The following is a 17,724-nucleotide window of genomic DNA, read 5'->3' as shown; positions in this document are numbered from 1 at the left end:
ACCTCAAGGGAGTCGTCCACCACCATGCAGTCCACCACTGACCCCAGGCCGTCGGTCCTGCTCGCCATGGGCCCGGACATCTACGAGCGCCTCTTCGAGTCCCGCCACCGCGCCCGGCTCGCCGCCCTCGCCCGTACGGACCCGGCCCTCGTCGCCCACGACCTGGCCGACCCGGACCCGCGCGTCGCCGCCGCCCTCGCCGAGGCGGAGGTCCTGCTCACCTGCTGGGGCGCCACCCCGCTCACCCCCCGCGTCCTCGCCGCCGCGCCCCGCCTCAAGGCGGTCGTCCACGCGGCCGGCTCCGTCAAGCACCACATCACCGACGCCTGCTGGGAGCGCGGCCTCGCCGTCTCCTCGGCGGCCGGGGCCAACGCGCTGCCGGTGGCCGAATACACCCTGGCCACGATCCTGCTGGCCAACAAGCGCGTCCCGCACTCCGCCCACGTCTACCGCGAGCTCCGCGCCGACCACGACTGGCGCGCCGAGCTGGACGGCGCCGGCAACTACCGCCGCACGGTGGGCATCGTGGGCGCCTCCCGCATCGGCCGCCGCGTCATCGAGCTGCTCCGCCCCTTCGACCTGTCGGTCCTGCTGTACGACCCCTTCGTCACCGCGGACGAGGCGGCGCGCCTCGGCGTCGAGCCGGTCACCCTGGACGAACTGTGCGCCCGCGCCGACGTCGTCTCCGTGCACGCCCCCCAACTCCCCGAGACCCACCACATGATCGGCGCCCGCCAGCTCGCCCTGATGCGGACCGGCTCGACGCTGATCAACACGGCCCGGGGCTCCCTGATCGACGAGGCGTCCCTGCTCCGCGAACTGATCCCGGGCCGCCTGCACGCCGTACTCGACGTGACGGACCCCGAACTACCCCCGTCCGACTCTCCCCTGTACACCCTCGCGAACGTCCTCCTGACCCCCCACGTGGCCGGCTCCCTCGGCAACGAACTCCACCGCATGACCGACCACGCGCTGGACGAACTGGAGCGGTACGCGCAGGGACGGCCATTCGCGGAGCCGGTGCATCCGGCGGTGCTGGACCGGTCGGCGTAGAACAGCCCGAAGGCCCTGCCTTCACCCGTGCCCGGGCACGGCGGGGCGGAGATCGAGGAGCTGTCGCGTATGCACGGGTACGTGGTCCTCGGCGAGGCCGTTCACGAGGCTCGCCAGCGACATCGGCCGGTCCAGCACGACGGCGTCATGGGACAGGAGGAGCGTCGGCACCCGAACCGAGGCGGCTTCCTCATTGAGCCGATCGGCGATGCCGCAGAGGACGGTGGCCTGACTCCTGACATGGTCGATCAGATCCGCCCGGCCCGAGTGCTCTGTGATGATCCGGCCGAGATTCCAGGCGTCGAGGGACACCCGGTTGTCGAAGGCCGGCCGTGAGCCGGCGACGACCGCCAGAGCGACCGCCGCGATCGAGGCGTCGACGCTGAGGAGATGGGCCAGGATCTCGTCGGCGTTCCATCCTCCGTCGTCCGCGTCACCGAGGCCGGGGAGGGCCGCCGCTTCGAGCAGCTTGTCGTAGGCGCTGCGCAGTGCCGTGGTGTCCATGGCGTGCTTCCTTCACTCCTGTTCCGCCGCCTCGGCGACGCGCTTGATGTGGTCCAGCCGCCGGTCCCAGGAGGCCGCGAGCGAGGCCATCCACCGTGCCGTCGCGTCGAGCGCCGCAGGCCGTACGGCGTACCGCACCTCGCGTCCGACCCGACCGCCGGAAACCAGGCCGGCGGCCTCCAGAACGGCGAGGTGCTTGACCACCGCCTGCCGCGAGACGGGAAGCGGTCCGGCGAGCGTCGTTGCCGTGGCCTCGCCCTGTGCGGCGAGCAGGTCGAGCAGCCGGCGCCGCGTCGGGTCTGCCAGCGCGGTGAGGACGCTGTCGACGGCCTCGTGACGTTCTTCCGTCACGGGGCGGACTGTTCGGCGCGGCTCTTGAGCGCGTCGAGCTCCAGGGGCCAGCCTCCGGCGTGGTCCTTCAGATTCCGGCTGCGCAGCTCCTCGGACGCGGCCAGCGCCGCGAACCCGCTCTCGACCACGCGCAGCCGGGTCTGCCCGCCTTCCTCGGTCAACGTGAACTCCACGAGGGTGCTGTTGTCCTCGCGCAGCTCTTCCCCGGGGAACGCGCTGGTCCAGCGGTACGCCAGGTACGTGGGCGGCTCGACCTTCTCCACACGCACCGGGAAGTCGCCGTGCTCGGCGTTCCTCGCCGTCATCGACTCGCCCTCCTTGGCCACGGTCCCGGGCAGGCTCGTCTTGTCGGCCACCCAGAACCCGGGCTGGGCCACCAGCGACCAGACCCGCTCCAGGGGCGCCGCGATCAAGGTCTCGCTTTCGATCCGGTCCTCGCTCATGAGGGCTCCTTCGTCGTCACCATCGGATGCAACTCCAGGGTTGCACTTCACTCACCCAGAAGCAACCCAAGGGTTGCACCTGGCCGCAGCAGGAAGGCCCGGCCCCTCCCGGGGTGCCGGGCCTTCCTGCGCTTGGCGGCTGCTCAGGCACCTACGGCCGAGAACCCGCCGTCCACGTGCAGCACCTGTCCGGTGATCGCGCGGGAGTCGTCGCCGAGGAGGAAGGCGACGGTGTCGGCGACCGGTGAGGCGTCCGAGGTGTCCCAGCCCAGCGGGGCGCGCTGCGGCCACGCCTCCGCGAGGGAGTCGAAGCCGGGGATGGACTTGCCGGCCATGGTGGTGATCGGGCCGGAGTCGACCGCGTTGACGCGGATGCCCTTCACGCCGAGATCGCGCGCCAGGTACCGGTTGGTCGACTCCAGGGCCGCCTTGACCGGGCCCATCCAGTCGTAGACCGGCCATGCCACAGTGGCGTTGAAGGTGAGGCTGACCACGGAGGCGCGCTCGGCCTGCTCCAGCAGCGGCAGCACGTGCGCGGTAAGGCCCTTCAGGCTGAACGCCGAGACGCTCATGGCGGTGGCCACCGACTCGAACGGTGTGTTCAGGAAGTTGCCGCCGAGGGCATCGGCCGGAGCGAACGCGACCGCGTGGACCACACCGTCGAGGCGGTCCCAGTGCTTGCCGATGTTCCGGGCCAGCTCCGCGAGGTCCTCGTCGTTGGTGATGTCGGCTTCCAGGCAGTCGACCGGTGGCTTCGGCAGGCGGGTCACGATCCGCTTCATGATGCTGCTGGGACGGCCCGGGGCGTTCGCCACGATGACGTCGCCGCCGCGGTCCATGACGGATTTCGCGATCTGGAAGCCCATCGAGGGTTCGGTGAGGACACCGAGGACCAGGACCTTCTTGCCGTCGAGAGTCATGCCCGTCCTTCTGCAGAAGTGGTGCGGGGATGCTCCGTCCCCGACTCTGCAGAGTCTCCTCGTCGAGAGCCGACACATGCGTGGGGTCCTGGGCAAAGACGTCCGCCACATCTTTGTCGGGTGCAGCCATGACGAAGCCCCCGCGCAAGCAGAGAGGCCCGGCCCCCTCGCGGGGTGCCGGGCCTCTCTGAGCCAACCGCTAGTGCGAGTGGCCGTGGCCGTGGCCCGCGGCCTCCGGCTCTTCCTCGGCCGGCTTCTCGACGACCAGGGTCTCGGTCGTGAGCAGCAGCGACGCGATGGACGCGGCGTTCTCCAGGGCGGAGCGGGTGACCTTGACCGGGTCGATGACGCCGGCCTTGACCAGGTCGCCGTACTCGCCGGTGGCGGCGTTGAAGCCCTGGCCCTTGTCGAGCTCGGAGACCTTGGAGGTGATGACGTAGCCCTCCAGGCCGGCGTTCTCGGCGATCCAGCGCAGCGGCTCGACGGCGGCGCGGCGGACGACCGCGACACCGGTGGCCTCGTCGCCGGTCTTGCCGAGGTTGCCCTCGAGGACCTTGACGGCGTGGACGATGGCGGAGCCACCACCGGAGACGATGCCCTCCTCGACCGCGGCGCGGGTCGCGGAGATGGCGTCCTCCAGACGGTGCTTCTTCTCCTTGAGCTCGACCTCGGTGGCCGCACCGACGCGGATCACGCAGACCCCGCCGGCCAGCTTCGCCAGGCGCTCCTGGAGCTTCTCGCGGTCCCAGTCGGAGTCCGTGGCGTCGATCTCGGCCTTGATCTGGTTGACGCGGCCGGCGACCTCGTCGGACTTGCCGCCACCGTCGACGATGGTGGTGTCGTCCTTGGTGACGGTCACGCGGCGGGCGGTGCCCAGCACGTCCAGACCGGCCTGGTCGAGCTTGAGGCCGACCTCCTCGGCGATGACGGTCGCACCGGTGAGGGTGGCGATGTCGCCGAGCATGGCCTTGCGGCGGTCACCGAAGCCCGGCGCCTTGACGGCGACGGCGTTGAACGTGCCGCGGATCTTGTTGACGACCAGGGTCGACAGGGCCTCGCCCTCGACGTCCTCGGCGATGATCAGCAGCGGCTTGGAGCCACCGGACTGAATGACCTTCTCCAGGAGCGGCAGCAGCTCCTGGATCGAGCCGATCTTGCCCTGGTGGATCAGGATGTACGGGTCGTCGAGGACGGCCTCCATACGCTCCTGGTCGGTCACCATGTACGGGGACAGGTAGCCCTTGTCGAAGGCCATGCCCTCGGTGAAGTCGAGGTCCAGACCGAAGGTGTTGGACTCCTCGACGGTGATGACACCGTCCTTGCCGACCTTGTCCATCGCGTCCGCGATGAGCTCGCCGACCTGCGGGTCCTGCGCGGAGAGCGCGGCGACGGCGGCGATGTCGGACTTGTCGTCGATCGGGCGGGCGGTCGCGAGGAGCTCCTCGGACACGGCCTTGACCGCGGCGTCGATGCCCTTCTTCAGGGCGGCCGGGGAGGCGCCGGCGGCGACGTTGCGCAGACCCTCGCGGACGAGCGCCTGGGCCAGGACGGTGGCGGTGGTGGTGCCGTCACCCGCGACGTCGTTCGTCTTGGTGGCGACCTCCTTCACCAGCTGGGCGCCGAGGTTCTCGTACGGGTCGTCCAGCTCGACCTCGCGCGCGATGGTGACACCGTCGTTGGTGATGGTGGGGGCACCGAACTTCTTGTCGATGACGACGTTGCGGCCCTTGGGGCCGATCGTCACCTTGACCGTGTCGGCAAGCTTGTTGACGCCGCGCTCAAGGGCGCGACGGGCGTCCTCGTCGAACTTCAGGATCTTCGCCATGGAGCTGAACTGTTCCTCTCAAAAACAAGAACTGCGCCCCTGCCGCCCGGCTAGTGATGTCGCAGGGGGCCAGGGGCGCAGAACAGAAGCAAACGTGGGTGAATTACTTCTCGATGATCGCGAGGACGTCGCGCGCCGAGAGGACGAGGTACTCCTCGCCGTTGTACTTCACCTCGGTGCCGCCGTACTTGCTGTACAGCACGACATCGCCGGTCTTGACGTCGAGCGGCAGGCGCTCGCCGTTCTCGAAGCGGCCCGGGCCCACGGCCAGGACGACGCCCTCCTGGGGCTTCTCCTTGGCGGTGTCCGGGATAACCAGGCCGGAGGCCGTGGTCTGCTCGGCGTCGAGCGGCTGGACCACAATGCGGTCCTCGAGCGGCTTGATCGCAACCTTGGAGCTGGCGGTCGACACGATCCGGTCTCCCCCTTCGGAGATCTCACGGGGTTTAACAGTCTTTGGGTCGGCGACCAGGTGGCCCGTCGTCGCGGGTGCCGGACCTGCCGGTCGCACAGTACTGCTGGCACTCTCCAGTAGGGAGTGCCAGCACTGAGACTATGACCGCGATTAGCACTCGGTCAAGCGGAGTGCCAATTCACGCCCCTCGTGGCGTACGTGGGCGCCCGCCCCTCCGTACGGCTGCGGCCGTGCAACGTTCCGGACACCGTAGGGACAACGCGGGGACCACCCGGACCGTTCCAGGTGGACGGTGGCGTCATGCGCATACGACCCTCCGACCGTTCGGCCCCACCGCGCCCCGGCCCGGTGGTGACCGGCTGCCTCGACGCGGTGCTCGGGGTACTGCTCATCGCGCTGGAGACGCTGCTCAGCGGGATCGCCCTCTGGGCGTACACGGGCTCCGCCCCCCGGCCGCCGAACCCGGACATGGCGGAGGCCGGACCGCCCGGGATGGACTGGTCCGGCACTCTCGTCCTCGCCGCCCTCACCGCGGCGGCCTGTGTGATCGGCGTGGTGCTGCTGCGCCACGGGCTGCCGATCGCGGGCGTCGTCCAGCTGATCGGCGTATGCCTGCTGCTGGTGCTCACGCTGAGGGCCTGGCACAGCGCCTACGAGGACGCGCACCCGGAGCCCGGGGACGCCCGTGCGTACGCCGCCTCCTAAACGTAGTCCTCCAGGCGGGCCACCGAGTAACCCTGGTCCGTGATGACCTTCATGACGGACCGGACCAGGTCGGGCATGCTCCCCTTCCAGTCCGCCTTGCCCCGGAAATGGGTGAGGATGATGTCGCCGGGGTGCAGCTTCTGGTCCTCCTCGCGCCACTCCATGCGGTCGGGGAACGCCTCCGCCTCCCACAGCGGCACGGCGGTGATGCCGCAGGACTTGGCGATCTTCAGCGTGTCGGTGTTGTAGTTGCCGTACGGCGGCCGGAAGAGCCGGGGCCGCTTGCCGAACTGCTTCTCCAGGATGTCCTGCTGGCCGCAGATCTCGCGCTTCTGCTCGTCGCGCGAGAGGCCCGGCAGGTAGCGGTGGTTGAGCGTGTGGTTGCCGATCACGGTCCCCCGGGACTGGGCGTCCTCGAAGTACGTGTAGTCGTCGCGCACCAGGTAGTCGGTGAGGAAGGCGCTGTACGGGATGTTCAGCTCCGCCATCATCTTCAGCAGCTCGGGGTCCTTGTCGTCCCCGTCGTCCATGGTCAGGAAGACGACCTTGTCCGTGGTGGGGACCCGGGTGAAGACCGGCGGCAGCGAGTCGTCCTGGCCCTCGACCTCGAAGCCCTTGCGGGTGGCGATGTGCGGCTTCTTCGCGGGCGGTACGGGCGCCGCGAGCGGCGTGGCCGCCAGGTCCCACTTCTTGGCGGCGACCGCGCGGGCGGCCTGCGCGAGCCTGGCCCGCTCCGCCTGCGCCGCACGGGTGCCGAGCGCCCCGGCCGCCGGTTCCGCCTGCGCGCCCGGCTGTCCCGCCGGGGCGCCCGGCTGCCCCGCCTGGGCCTTCGCGCTCCGGGCCGCGGCGCCCGAGTCCTCCCCGGCCGCGCAGCCGGACGCGGCGGCGGCGACCAGGAGCGCGGCGAGGACCGCGTAACCCGGCCTGCGTCGCAGGCGACTCCGTACCCGCTGCCGCCCGCCCGTCGCCGGACCCGTTTCACGCCCATTCATGGCCAATTTGTCCTTTTGTCGTACTGGCTGCATGGCGCCGGATCCTGCCAGTACGTGACGGGGCATCGGCTACGACACCGCCGCCGGGCGCGCGCGGTCCCCCGGGTGGCTCACACGGAGGGGCCGAAAAGGCTTCAGCGGTGGACGCCACCGCTCCGGGACACCAGGGGCGGCGGCGAGGCCGCCCCGGCCAGCGTCCGCACGATCCAGCGCCGGTGCCAGAACGCCTTGAACACGCCGACGAGCCCGACGAGCCAGGACAGCAGCCCGAGCCCCATGACCAGCGCCATCAGCCCGTACGTGTCCTCGCCCCGGACCGCCCCCGCGGGCACGACGACGCAGAGGTAGAGGCCCAGCGCGCCGAGCGCGAAGGAGGGCAGCAGCCACCCCAGCGTCGTGCCGGGCAGCCGGAGTCCGGCGTCGCGGGCGGGGTCGCGGTCCAGCTCGCCCCACTGCGTGAGCAGCCGGCGCAGCGCCACGTCCCGGCGCAGTCCGGAGACGAGCAGGATCGCCGCCGGGATCAGGGCGGCGGCGCCCATCGCGAGCATCACCACGCCCAGGATCATGCTGATGAAGTCGTACGACTCCTCGAAGGTGATGATCGCCGTCCCGATGAACGACCAGCCGATCGCGCCGACCACCCCCCACAGCCACAGCAGCCCGAGCCGGCCGGGGCCGATGTGCGCCTTGACCAGCACACCGAGCAGGAAGGACCGGTCGGCGAGCAGCGCGTCCCGGTCGGGCCAGGAACGTATCTCCACGGGCGGCGGGGGCGGCGGCAGCACGAAGCGAGGGGACATGGGGCCGACCCTATCGAGCACCCCCGGCCCCAATTGCCGCGCGGGGATCAGGCGTTGCGGATGGCCTCGATGTCCAGCCGCTTCATGCCCATCATGGCCTTCATCGCACGGGCGGCCTTCTCCGGGTCCGGGTCGGTGAGAGCCTCACCGAGGCCCGGCGGGACGATCTGCCAGAACAGGCCGTACTTGTCCTTGAGCCAGCCGCACTGGATCTCCTGCCCGCCGCCGGAGGTGAGCTCGTTCCACAGCCGGTCCACCTCCTCCTGCGAGTCGCACTCCACGGAGAGCGAGACGGCCTCGTTGAAGGTGAACTCGGGTCCCCCGTCGAACGCGACGTACTCCGCGCCGTCCAGCTGGAACCGTACGGTCATCGCCCTTCCCGCCTCGCCAGGGCTCGCGGCGGTCCAGGCGGTGGTCTCCAGGACGCGCGAGTCGCCGCCGACGACGGAGACGTAGTAGTCGGCCGCCTCCTCGATCAGGTCCTTCGGGAACCACAGGAACGTGGTGACCTTCTGCATGGTCCTCTCCTCACGTACAGGGGCAAAGTGACGTGAAGGGTAGACCGCGCGGTCGCCCGGAACTCATCGACGTGCCAGGCCCTGGATCTCTCCCACCGACTCGAAGCGCCAGCGGTGGACCGGCCGGGTGACGAGGGCCGGGTCCGGCTCGGGCAGCTCCGGCAGCTCGTCGGCGTACTCGCCCTGCCACCAGGTGATGACGAGGACCCGGTCCTGCGGGGCGCGCAGCAGCTCGCTGCGGAGCGGGGGGCGGGGCAGCGCGGCGGCGCGGGCGCGGGCCCACTCCGCCAGCTCGCCGCCCCGGCCCTCGGCGGCGCGAGCCTCCCACATCAGGGCGGTAACCGGGGCGCTCATGAGTAGAGGTTGTCCTTGCTGATCTCGTGCACGTGGTCGTGGTCGTGCGTGTGGGCGCCCGGGACGTGGGTCTCGGTGACGGGCAGCGAGGAGTCGGCGGACAGCTCCAGGTCGGAGGCGGGCCGGTTGCGGGCGACCATCTCGGCGCCGAGCGCGGCGACCATCGCACCGTTGTCGGTGCACAGCTTGGGGCGGGGCACGCGCAGCCGGATGCCGGCCCGCTCGCACCGCTCCTCGGCGAGCGCGCGCAGCCGGGAGTTGGCCGCGACGCCGCCGCCGATCATCAGGTGGTCGACGCCCTCGTCCTTGCAGGCGCGGACGGCCTTGCGGGTGAGCACGTCCACCACGGCCTCCTGGAAGGACGCGGCCACGTCGCGCACCGGCACCTCCTCGCCGGCCGCCCGCTTGGCCTCGATCCAGCGGGCGACGGAGGTCTTCAGGCCGGAGAACGAGAAGTCGTACGCGGGGTCGCGCGAGCCGGTGAGCCCGCGCGGGAACGCGATGGCCGCCGGGTCGCCCTCGCGGGCGAGGCGGTCGATGACCGGGCCGCCGGGGAAGCCGAGGTTCAGCACCCGGGCGATCTTGTCGAACGCCTCGCCGGCCGCGTCGTCGATGGTCGCGCCCAGCGGCCGCACGTCGTTGGTGATGTCCGGCGCGAGCAGCAGCGAGGAGTGCCCGCCGCTGACCAGGAGCGCCATGGTGGGCTCGGGCAGCGGGCCGTGCTCCAACTGGTCGACGCAGATGTGGGACGCCAGGTGGTTGACCCCGTACAGCGGCTTGTTCAGCGCGTACGCGTACGCCTTGGCGGCGGAGACGCCGACGAGCAGGGCGCCCGCGAGGCCGGGTCCGGCGGTGACGGCGATGCCGTCGAGGTCGCGGCCGCTGACCCCGGCCTCCTTCAGGGCGCGCTCGATGGTGGGGACCATCGCCTCCAGGTGGGCGCGGGAGGCGATCTCGGGGACGACGCCGCCGAAGCGGGCGTGCGTGTCGACGCTGGACGCGACGGCGTCCGCGAGGAGCGTGGTCCCCCGGACGATGCCGACCCCGGTTTCGTCGCAGGAGGTCTCGATGCCGAGTACGAGCGGTTCGTCAGCCATCAGTCAGTCTCGTTTTCTTCGTGTACGTGGAGGCGCATGACGAGCGCGTCGATGTTGCCCGGCTGGTAGTAGCCGCGGCGGAAGCCGATCGGTTCGAAGCCGAAGCGCTCGTAGAGCTTCTGGGCGCGCGTGTTGTCGACGCGGACCTCGAGCAGCACCTCGGCGCACTCGAAGGCGGTGGCGTGCCGGAGCAGGTCGGTCAGCAGCTCGGAGCCGAGCCCGCCGCCCCACTGGTCGCGGGCGACGGCGATCGTCTGTACGTCGGCGAGGTCGCCGGCGGCCGCGAGGCCCGCGTATCCGACGATCCGGCCGGTGCCCGGCTCCTCGGCGACGACATAGCGGCGGGTGGCCGCCGGGCCGCGCGCGTGGGCCAGCTCGGACCAGAACATGCCCGCCGACCAGGCGTCCTCCGGGAACAGCTCGTGCTCCAGAGCGAGCACGGGGTCGATGTCCCACCAGCGCATCTCGCGCAGCACCGCGGTCGTGACGGTCACTTCGGGGTGACCACCTTGTAGTTTTTCGGGACCTGCGCGTCGGGCCTGCGGAGGTAGAGCGGCTGCGGCGACAGCAGTTCCTCGCCCGCCGCGAGGCGTTCGGCGGCGAGGCCCGCGAGGGCGCCCGCCGCGAGGTGTTCGGGGCCGCGCGCGTCCGGGAACGCCTCGGGGTAGAGCACCGCGCCCGCGCCGACGACCGGGAGGCCCGCGAGCCGGTCCGCGAGGTCGGCGGGCCGGTCGACGGAGGGGCCCTCGGTCCGGGTGCGGGCGTCCTCGTACCGCGCCCAGTAGACCTCCTTGCGGCGGGCGTCCGTGGCGACGGCGAAGGGTCCTTCGAGCCCGGCGGCGTACGCGAGGCCGTCCAGCGTGCACAGGCCGTGCACGGGCACGGAGAGCGCCGAGCCGAAGGTGGCGGCCGTCACCAGGCCGACGCGCAGTCCGGTGTACGGGCCGGGGCCGACGCCCACGACGACGTCCGTCACGGCGTCGAGTTTCACCCCGGCGTCCGCGAGGACCCGGTCGACGGCGGGCAGCAGCAGCTCCCCGTGCCTGCGGGCGTCGACCTGGACGGACTCGGCGACGACGCGGGTCCCGTCGTGCAGGGCGACGGTGACGGCGGGGGTGGCGGTATCCATTGCGAGCAAGAGCACGCAAACAGCCTACGGCTCCGGCGCGGCCCGCCCCGCGCCCCGTACGGCATCCCTGCCCGGGCGGTCCCGGCTGCTACCGTCACCGGGTATACGCGGAGTACGTGTAAACGCTTGTACGACTTACGGTCCGCGTACGACTTGTGGTTCGCGCCTGACGGCACACGACAGCGAAAGAGGCACGCACGGTGGCAAGGGGCAGCTCGGGAATCGTGGCCGCGCTCACCGCGGCGGCCGTCGTGGCGGTCGGCTTCCTGGCCTACCAGGCTTCCGCGAATGTGCCGGACGACCTGGCCTCGAAGCCGAAGGCGTCGAGCAGCGCCTCGGCGTCCGCCCCGGCCGGGGGCCACAACAAGCCCAAGCCGAAGAAGGACCCGCTGGCCGTTCCCGCCGGTTCCGGCACCGGGGCGCGGGTGGTCTACGCGCTGCACGACCGCCGGGTGTGGCTGGTCGACGCGAAGGGGAAGGCGTCGCGGACGTTCAAGGTGATGCCGAGCACGGTGCTCGCGACGCCGGGCACGTATCACGTGACGTCGCGCTCGGGCAGCGTGAAGGGGTCCGACGGCGTGCCGATCGAGCACGTGGTGCGGTTCGCGACGGTGAACGACGTGACGATCGGCTTCAGCGCCGCGCAGGACGGGTCGATGGAGGAGCCGGACCCGACAGTGAAGGCGGGGGGCGTGCGGATGTCCCGGGCCGACGGGGACGCGGTGTGGCGGTTCGCCACGGTGGGGGCGACCGTGGTGGTGGTCCCCTAGCCCGGGGGGCGTCCTCAATCGCCGGACGGGCTTGATTTTGCCGCCCGTCCGGCTTTTGCCGTGCGGGCGGATTTCGCCGCGTGAGCGGCGTTGACTGGGCGCGCAGGATTCACCGGGCGGGGCTGGTTGCGTGGCGATGGCGGTGTTGATACCGCGTTTGCCGCTGCCGTCGCGGCCAGCAATGTGCTCATGGGGACCGCCGTGCTCGGCGGTTGCGGGTCGCGGTCGGATGTCGGCATGGACGCCTCCTGAGGCTCCGGCTCCGGTGGGGCGTGGTTAGGTAGACCTAACCCGCTCTCGTCCTCCATGTCACCATGTCCGCCCCGTCCCGCGCAACATTTTGCCGACACCGCGTCGGAAACAGCGGGGCGGTCAGCCCCACGGCGTCCAGGACTCGTTGCGCAGGCCCGCCCAGCGCTGCCCCACGCCCACCAGGGTCACCGTGCGGCGTTCGTCGTCGGTGTCCCCCACCGCGCGGTCGATGAACACCTGGAGCCGGTCGTCCGAGAGCTCCTCGACCTTGCCGTCGCCCCACTCCACGACCACCACGGACTCCGGCAGCGACACGTCGAGGTCCAGGTCCTCCATCTCGTCGAGCCCGCCGCCCAGGCGGTACGCGTCGACGTGGACCAGCGCGGGCCCCCCGGAGAGCGACGGGTGGACGCGGGCGATCACGAAGGTGGGGGACGTCACCGCACCCCGGACGCCCAGGCCCTCGCCGAGCCCCCGGGTCAGGGTCGTCTTCCCGGCGCCCAGCTCACCGGTGAGCATCACGAGGTCGCCGGGGCGCAGCGCGGCGGCGAGACGGCGGCCCAGGGCCTGCATCTGTTCGGGGGATTCGAGGGCGAGGCGCACGGTGACGGCGCCGGGGGCGTTCTCGTACACGGTGGCCTCAGCGGCCGCCGGGCTGTTCTGCGGTTCCATGCCCGCCAACGTTAGAGGACTCCGGTACGGCACCGGCCCGCACCAGCAGGTCCGCGAGCCGGTCGGTCACCGTCTCGGGGTGCTCCAGCATCACCAGGTGTCCGGCGTCCGGCACGATGACGAGTTCCGCGTCGGGCAGCTGGTCCGCGATGGCCTCGCTGTGCGAGCTGGGCGTCACGAGGTCCTTGTCCCCGGCCAGGATGAGGACCGGGAGGTCGCGGAAGAGGGGCAGCGCCGCGCTCTTGTCGTGCTCCGCGAAGGCCGGGTAGAACTCGGCGACCACGTCGATCGGGGTGGACTCGATGAGCCGTTCCGCGAACCGCGCGACGGCCGGGTCCACGTCGCGGGAGCCGAAGGAGTACCGCTTGATCAGCCCGGCGAACAGGTCGGCGGTCGCCCGGCGCCCCCGCTCCACCAGCTCCGCCTGCGAGCCGAGCGCCCGCAGCACCCCGGGGAGGACGCGGCGCACGGCGTTGACGCCCATCACGGGCAGCCCGAAGCTCACCTCGTTGAGCTTCCCGCTCGACGTACCGACGAAGGCGACGGCGGCGACCTGGTCGCGGAGCAGGTCCGGGTACTGGTCGGCGAGCGCCATGATCGTCATGCCGCCCATCGAGTGGCCGACGAGGACGAGCGGGCCCTCGGGGGCGGCGGCGTCGATGACGGCCTTGAGGTCGCGGCCGAGCTGGTCGATGCCGACGGGCACCCCGCCCCCGGCACGGGCCTGGGCGCGGCCGCGCTCGGAGCGGCCGTGGCTGCGCTGGTCCCAGTGGACGGTGCGCACGAGGCCGCGCAGGGCGGCGCGCTGGAAGTGCCAGGAGTCCTGGCCGAGGCAGTAGCCGTGGCTGAAGACGACGGTGACCGGGGCTGGTGCCTTGCGCCCGAAGAGGCGGCGTCGGCGGGAGCCCGAGGGGGCGGCGTCCTCGGGCGGATCGACCTCGTCCACCTCGTAGTAGAGCTGGGTGCCGTCGTCGGCGGTGGCGCGGCCGGGCGTTCCGCGCAGCGAGCCGTACGGGCCGGTGGCGTCCAGGGCGAGGCGGGCGCGTTGCCGCATGCCCCGGCCGACGGTCAGCCGCTCCACGGCGACCCCGGCCGCGGCCCCGGCGGCGAGCACGCCTATGGCGGCGCCGGCGATGCCCGCCCGGCGCCAGCCGGCCCCCGAGGCGGCCGCCGTCGCCACCACGTCCCCCGTGCTGAAGTCGCTCACCGTGCCCCGCTCCTCGTGGGTCGTGTCAGTCGGTCGTGTCAGTCGGCCGTGGCGCCCAGGTGGACGCGCTCCACCCGGGTCCCGATCCGGGTGACGATCTCGTACGCGATGGTCCCGGCGGCCTCCGCCCAGTCCTCGGCGCTCGGCTCGCCCCGGTCGCCGGGCCCGAACAGCACCGCCTCGCTGCCCGCCGCCACCTCGTCGCCGTCCAGGTCCACGACGAACTGGTCCATGGCGACCCGGCCCGCGATGGTCCGCCGCACCCCGCCGACCAGGACCGGGCCCCGGCCGGACGCGTGACGCGGGATGCCGTCGGCGTAACCGAGGGGCACCAGGGCGAGCGTCGTCTCGCGGGGGGTCGTGTAGTGGTGGCCGTAGCTGATGCCGTGTCCGGCCGGGACCTGCTTGACCAGGGCGACCGACGCGGCGAGCGTCATCACGGGGCGCAGCCCGAAGTCGGCGGAGGTGCCCAGCTCCGGGCTGGGCGAGATGCCGTACATGGCGATCCCGGTCCGCACCAGGTCGAAGTGGGACTCGGGGACGGTCAGGGTCGCCGGGGAGTTGGCGATGTGCCGCACCTCGGGCTCGACGCCCGCCTTCTCGGCGTACGCCACCATGTCGCGGAAGGTGTCGAGCTGGGCGGTGATCGAGGGGTGGCCCGGCTCGTCGGCGCAGGCGAAGTGGGACCAGAGGCCGGTGACGCGGACGGTGCCCGCGCGCTCGGCGGTGCGGGCGGCGGCGACCAGTTCGGGCCAGTCGGCGGGCTGGCAGCCGGCCCGGCCGAGTCCGGTGTCGGCCTTGAGGTGGATGCGGGCGGTCCGGCCGGCCGCCGCGGCGGCCTCGATGACCTCGCGCAGGGCCCACATCCCGCTGACCGAGACGTCGATGTCGGCCTCGATCGCCTCGCGCCAGGGGCCGCCCGGGGTCCAGAGCCAGCACAGCATCGGTCCGTCGAGCCCGGCGGCGCGCAGGGCCAGGGCCTCCTGCGGGGTGGCGGTGCCCAGCCAGGCGGCGCCCGCCTCCCGCGCGGCGCGCGCGCAGGGGACCGCGCCGTGCCCGTACGCGTCGGCCTTGACCACGGCCATGAGGTGCGCCCCGGCCGCCCGGGCACGCAGGACGCGCACGTTGGCGCGGAGTGCGGCGAGGTCGATCTCGGCACGGGCTCGCAAGGACGCTGTCTCGTTCATATCGCGCCCAGTCTCTCAGAGCCGCCCGCGCGGGCCGGTCCGGCGGGGCGCGTCAGCGGTGGCGCAGCTCGTGTTCCAGATGGTCGGCGAGGACCGGTACGTGGCTGTGCTCGACGTCCTTGACGGCCGTCACGAGCGTCACCGGGCCGCCCTCGCGGACCAGCCCGGCCAGCTCGTCCACGGCCGCCGACTCGGCCGGACCGGCGAGCTCCGCGCGGTAGCGCTCCACGAAGGTGTCGTAGCGGGTGGCGGAGCGGTCCTCGTGGTACCAGGAGCGCAGCTCGTCCGACGGGGTGAGGTCCTTGAGCCAGCGGTCGATCGCGGCCTTCTCCTTGGACACCCCGCGCGGCCACAGCCGGTCCACCAGGACGCGGGTGCCGTCGCCCTCCTCCACCCCGTCGTACACCCGGCGTACGCGCACGTCACCGCTGCTGCTCACGGCCGGTCACCTCTTCCTCGGGTCTTCGGACGGTCGGCTCTCCTCAGCTTCGCTCAGGCCCGGACGTCCCGCCACGCCCCGGGGATCGCGTCGGCGACGTCCATCGCGGCGAGCGGGGAGCCGTCGGCGGCGCGGCGGGCGGCGAGCCCGTGCAGATAGGCCCCGGCCGACGCGGCGTCGAGCGGGGCGAGTCCGGCGGCGAGCAGGGAGCCGGTGAGGCCGGAGAGCACGTCACCGCTGCCGGCCGTGGCGAGCCACGGGGTGCCGGTCGGGTTGACCCGGACCGGGGTGTGCGGCGCGTCGGTGGCGATGAGGGTGGTCGAGCCCTTGAGCAGCACGGTCGCGCCGAACCGCCCGGCGAGCTCCCGTACGGCGGCGAGCCGCCCCGCCTCGACCTCCTCGCGTGCCACGCCGAGCAGCGCGGCGGCCTCCCCGGCGTGCGGGGTGAGGACGGTGGGCGCGGTACGGGCCCGCACCACGTCCGGGTCGAGGAGCCGCAGCCCGTCCGCGTCGACCAGCACCGGCACCTCGGTGGCCAGCACGTCGGAGACGGCCGCCACGGCCTCGGTGCCGTCCCCGAGCCCGGGGCCGACGACCCACGCCTGCACCCGCCCGGCCTCCGAGGGGCGGCCCGCGTGGACCAGGGCCTCCGGGTGCCGGGCGATGACCGCCTCGCCGCCCGGGCCCGCGTAGCGCACGGCGCCCGCCCCGGCGCGCAGTGCACCGGAGACGGCGAGGACGGCGGCGCCCGGATAGCGCGCCGATCCGGCGGCGATGCCGACGACACCGCGCCGGTACTTGTCGCTCTCGGCGGCGGGCACGGGCAGCAGCGCGGCCACGTCCGCGTACTGGAGCGCCTCCAGGTCGGGCACGGCGGGGAGTTCGGGCCCGAGGCCGATGTCCACGAGGCGCAGCGCCCCGGCCCGTTCGGCGGCCGGGTCCACGAGCAGCGCGGGCTTGTACGCGCCGAAGGTGACGGTGGCGTCGGCGCGCACCGCGTCACCGGTCACCTCGCCGGTGTCCGCCTCGACCCCGCTGGGCAGGTCGACAGCGACGACGGGCGCGCCGTGCGCGGTGTACTTCCGGACCAGCTCGGCGGCCCCGGGGCGCAGTCCGCCGCGTCCGCCGATGCCGGTGATGGCGTCCACGACGAGGTCGATCCGCCCGGCCCAGTCCTCGTGCGCGGTGCTCTCGGCACCGTCGACCACGTGTCCCCCGGCCGCGACCAGGGCCGCGCTGCCGCCCTCGTGGGCCCGGCCCGGGGTCACCCGCACGGCGACCACGCCCGCGCCGCGCCGCGCGAGCCGGGCCCCGGCGTACAGCGCGTCGCCGCCGTTGGCACCGGTACCGACGAGGAGGACGACGCGCGAACCGTAGACCCGCCCCGCCCGACGCAGCAGATCAGCACAGGCAGCGGCGAGCCCGGCGGCAGCCCGCTGCATCAGCGCCCCATCGGGAACCCGAGCCATGAGAGCCGCTTCGGCGGCCCGTACGGTGTCAACGCTGTAGGCGGTACGCATGCCTTCCAACGTACGCAGGTTGAGAACCCCACGCAGGCGATGGGCGGCACGGACAAGCGGCGACCGGCCACATCAAGCCCGTCCGCCAAGCACTCACGACGGCGCCCGGCCACATCAAGCCCGTCCGGCGATTGAGGACGGAACCGGCCCGCCGGAGCACCTGAGGCCACAGGGGCGGAGCCCCCGTCACCCCTCCGCGATCACCACGGCGGACGCCACCCCCGCGTCGTGGCTGAGCGACACGTGCCAGCTCCGCACCCCCAACGCGGCGGCGCAAGCCGCCACCGTCCCGCGCACCCGAAGCCGCGGCTGCCCGCTCTCCTCCACGTACACCTCGGCGTCCGTCCACAGCAGCCCGCCAGGCGCGCCGAGCGCCTTCGCCAGGGCCTCCTTCGCGGCGAACCGGGCGGCCAGCGAGGCGATCCCGCGCCGCTCACCGCTCGGCAGCAGCAGCTCCGCCTCCACGAACAGCCGCGAAGCGAGCTGCGGCGTACGCTCCAATGCCGCGTCGAACCGCTCGATCTCCGCCACATCGATCCCGACCCCGATGATCACGTTCCCACCCTCACTG

The 17,724-nt window shown here is 72.7% G+C and carries 22 protein-coding genes; 3 read left to right on the top strand and 19 right to left on the bottom strand.

What is annotated here, in order from left to right; all coding sequences use genetic code 11:
• Positions 1–24: 24 nt before the first annotated feature.
• Positions 25–1,053 carry a hydroxyacid dehydrogenase gene (locus tag OHS17_RS20520; protein WP_330313342.1) on the top strand — a complete coding sequence of 343 codons (1,029 nt, stop codon included), beginning with the start codon at positions 25–27 and terminating at the stop codon, positions 1,051–1,053.
• Between the two features lie 21 nt (positions 1,054–1,074).
• Here the strand turns inward: OHS17_RS20520 and OHS17_RS20515 are convergent, their stop codons facing one another.
• From OHS17_RS20515 to groES, 6 genes are all read right to left on the bottom strand, one after another.
• Complete coding sequence (locus OHS17_RS20515) at positions 1,075–1,557, bottom strand: hypothetical protein (RefSeq protein WP_330313341.1); 483 nt, start codon at positions 1,555–1,557, stop codon at positions 1,075–1,077.
• A gap of 12 nt (positions 1,558–1,569) precedes the next feature.
• Positions 1,570–1,908 carry an ArsR/SmtB family transcription factor gene (locus OHS17_RS20510; protein WP_330313340.1) on the bottom strand — a complete coding sequence of 113 codons (339 nt, stop codon included), beginning with the start codon at positions 1,906–1,908 and terminating at the stop codon, positions 1,570–1,572.
• Positions 1,905–2,351, bottom strand: a complete 447-nt coding sequence (locus OHS17_RS20505; protein WP_330313339.1) for an SRPBCC domain-containing protein — start codon at positions 2,349–2,351, stop codon at positions 1,905–1,907. Before OHS17_RS20505 ends, OHS17_RS20510 begins: the two co-directional genes overlap by 4 nt.
• A 143-nt stretch (positions 2,352–2,494) precedes the next feature.
• Complete coding sequence (fabI, locus tag OHS17_RS20500) at positions 2,495–3,271, bottom strand: enoyl-ACP reductase FabI (protein WP_330313338.1); 777 nt, start codon at positions 3,269–3,271, stop codon at positions 2,495–2,497.
• A gap of 199 nt (positions 3,272–3,470) precedes the next feature.
• Complete coding sequence (gene groL, locus OHS17_RS20495) at positions 3,471–5,096, bottom strand: chaperonin GroEL (RefSeq protein ID WP_330313337.1); 1,626 nt, start codon at positions 5,094–5,096, stop codon at positions 3,471–3,473.
• A gap of 103 nt (positions 5,097–5,199) precedes the next feature.
• Positions 5,200–5,508 carry a co-chaperone GroES gene (gene groES, locus OHS17_RS20490; protein ID WP_018101172.1) on the bottom strand — a complete coding sequence of 103 codons (309 nt, stop codon included), beginning with the start codon at positions 5,506–5,508 and terminating at the stop codon, positions 5,200–5,202.
• Between the two features lie 303 nt (positions 5,509–5,811).
• On the opposite strand from groES, the gene OHS17_RS20485 reads away from it, so the two are divergent.
• Positions 5,812–6,216, top strand: coding sequence for a DUF6234 family protein (locus OHS17_RS20485; RefSeq protein WP_330313336.1), 405 nt, complete (start codon positions 5,812–5,814; stop codon positions 6,214–6,216).
• On the opposite strand, the gene OHS17_RS20480 is transcribed toward OHS17_RS20485, so the two are convergent.
• From OHS17_RS20480 to tsaB, 7 genes are all read right to left on the bottom strand, one after another.
• Entirely contained in the window at positions 6,213–7,241 is a 1,029-nt protein-coding gene (locus tag OHS17_RS20480) for a polysaccharide deacetylase family protein (protein WP_330313335.1), read from the bottom strand. The genes OHS17_RS20485 and OHS17_RS20480 overlap by 4 nt on opposite strands.
• Positions 7,242–7,342: 101 nt before the next feature.
• On the bottom strand, positions 7,343–8,008 hold the full coding sequence (locus OHS17_RS20475) for a hypothetical protein (protein WP_330313334.1): 666 nt from the start codon (positions 8,006–8,008) through the stop codon (positions 7,343–7,345).
• A 47-nt stretch (positions 8,009–8,055) separates the two neighbouring features.
• Positions 8,056–8,526, bottom strand: a complete 471-nt coding sequence (locus OHS17_RS20470) for a VOC family protein (RefSeq protein ID WP_330313333.1) — start codon at positions 8,524–8,526, stop codon at positions 8,056–8,058.
• 63 nt (positions 8,527–8,589) lie between these two features.
• Positions 8,590–8,880, bottom strand: a complete 291-nt coding sequence (locus OHS17_RS20465; protein ID WP_330313332.1) for a hypothetical protein — start codon at positions 8,878–8,880, stop codon at positions 8,590–8,592.
• Positions 8,877–9,977, bottom strand: a complete 1,101-nt coding sequence (gene tsaD / locus OHS17_RS20460) for a tRNA (adenosine(37)-N6)-threonylcarbamoyltransferase complex transferase subunit TsaD (RefSeq protein WP_330313331.1) — start codon at positions 9,975–9,977, stop codon at positions 8,877–8,879. The genes OHS17_RS20465 and tsaD overlap by 4 nt, the downstream gene beginning before the upstream one ends.
• The gene (gene rimI / locus OHS17_RS20455; protein ID WP_161212786.1) at positions 9,977–10,471 is read right to left on the bottom strand and encodes a ribosomal protein S18-alanine N-acetyltransferase; all 495 of its coding nucleotides are present in this window, start codon (positions 10,469–10,471) and stop codon (positions 9,977–9,979) included. The genes tsaD and rimI overlap by 1 nt, the downstream gene beginning before the upstream one ends.
• The gene (tsaB, locus tag OHS17_RS20450) at positions 10,468–11,106 is read right to left on the bottom strand and encodes a tRNA (adenosine(37)-N6)-threonylcarbamoyltransferase complex dimerization subunit type 1 TsaB (RefSeq protein WP_330315307.1); all 639 of its coding nucleotides are present in this window, start codon (positions 11,104–11,106) and stop codon (positions 10,468–10,470) included. Before tsaB ends, rimI begins: the two co-directional genes overlap by 4 nt.
• Positions 11,107–11,330: 224 nt before the next feature.
• Between tsaB and OHS17_RS20445 the strand changes: the two genes are divergently transcribed.
• Positions 11,331–11,876, top strand: coding sequence for a hypothetical protein (locus OHS17_RS20445; protein ID WP_330315306.1), 546 nt, complete (start codon positions 11,331–11,333; stop codon positions 11,874–11,876).
• Positions 11,877–12,248: 372 nt separating this feature from the next.
• On the opposite strand, the gene tsaE is transcribed toward OHS17_RS20445, so the two are convergent.
• The 6 genes from tsaE to OHS17_RS20415 all read right to left on the bottom strand — a co-directional run bounded on the left by tsaE (position 12,249) and on the right by OHS17_RS20415 (position 17,708).
• Positions 12,249–12,800: a tRNA (adenosine(37)-N6)-threonylcarbamoyltransferase complex ATPase subunit type 1 TsaE gene (tsaE, locus tag OHS17_RS20440; protein WP_330313330.1), complete on the bottom strand. Its 552-nt coding sequence runs from the start codon at positions 12,798–12,800 to the stop codon at positions 12,249–12,251.
• Entirely contained in the window at positions 12,769–14,007 is a 1,239-nt protein-coding gene (locus OHS17_RS20435; RefSeq protein ID WP_330313329.1) for an alpha/beta fold hydrolase, read from the bottom strand. Before OHS17_RS20435 ends, tsaE begins: the two co-directional genes overlap by 32 nt.
• Positions 14,008–14,045: 38 nt before the next feature.
• The gene (alr, locus tag OHS17_RS20430; RefSeq protein WP_330313328.1) at positions 14,046–15,194 is read right to left on the bottom strand and encodes an alanine racemase; all 1,149 of its coding nucleotides are present in this window, start codon (positions 15,192–15,194) and stop codon (positions 14,046–14,048) included.
• Positions 15,195–15,246: 52 nt separating this feature from the next.
• A complete protein-coding gene (locus OHS17_RS20425) occupies positions 15,247–15,633 on the bottom strand; it encodes a DUF488 domain-containing protein (RefSeq protein WP_073964409.1) in 387 nt (128 codons plus the stop codon).
• A gap of 53 nt (positions 15,634–15,686) precedes the next feature.
• A complete protein-coding gene (locus OHS17_RS20420) occupies positions 15,687–17,153 on the bottom strand; it encodes an NAD(P)H-hydrate dehydratase (protein ID WP_330313327.1) in 1,467 nt (488 codons plus the stop codon).
• 186 nt (positions 17,154–17,339) lie between these two features.
• Entirely contained in the window at positions 17,340–17,708 is a 369-nt protein-coding gene (locus tag OHS17_RS20415) for a holo-ACP synthase (RefSeq protein WP_330313326.1), read from the bottom strand.
• Positions 17,709–17,724: the final 16 nt, after the last annotated feature.

The organism is Streptomyces sp. NBC_00523, from assembly GCF_036346615.1.
In the GTDB taxonomy this organism is placed as follows: Bacteria; Actinomycetota; Actinomycetes; order Streptomycetales; family Streptomycetaceae; genus Streptomyces.
The sequence above is the reverse complement of the archived record's forward strand: the minus strand, read 5'-3'. Positions and strand labels throughout refer to the sequence as shown.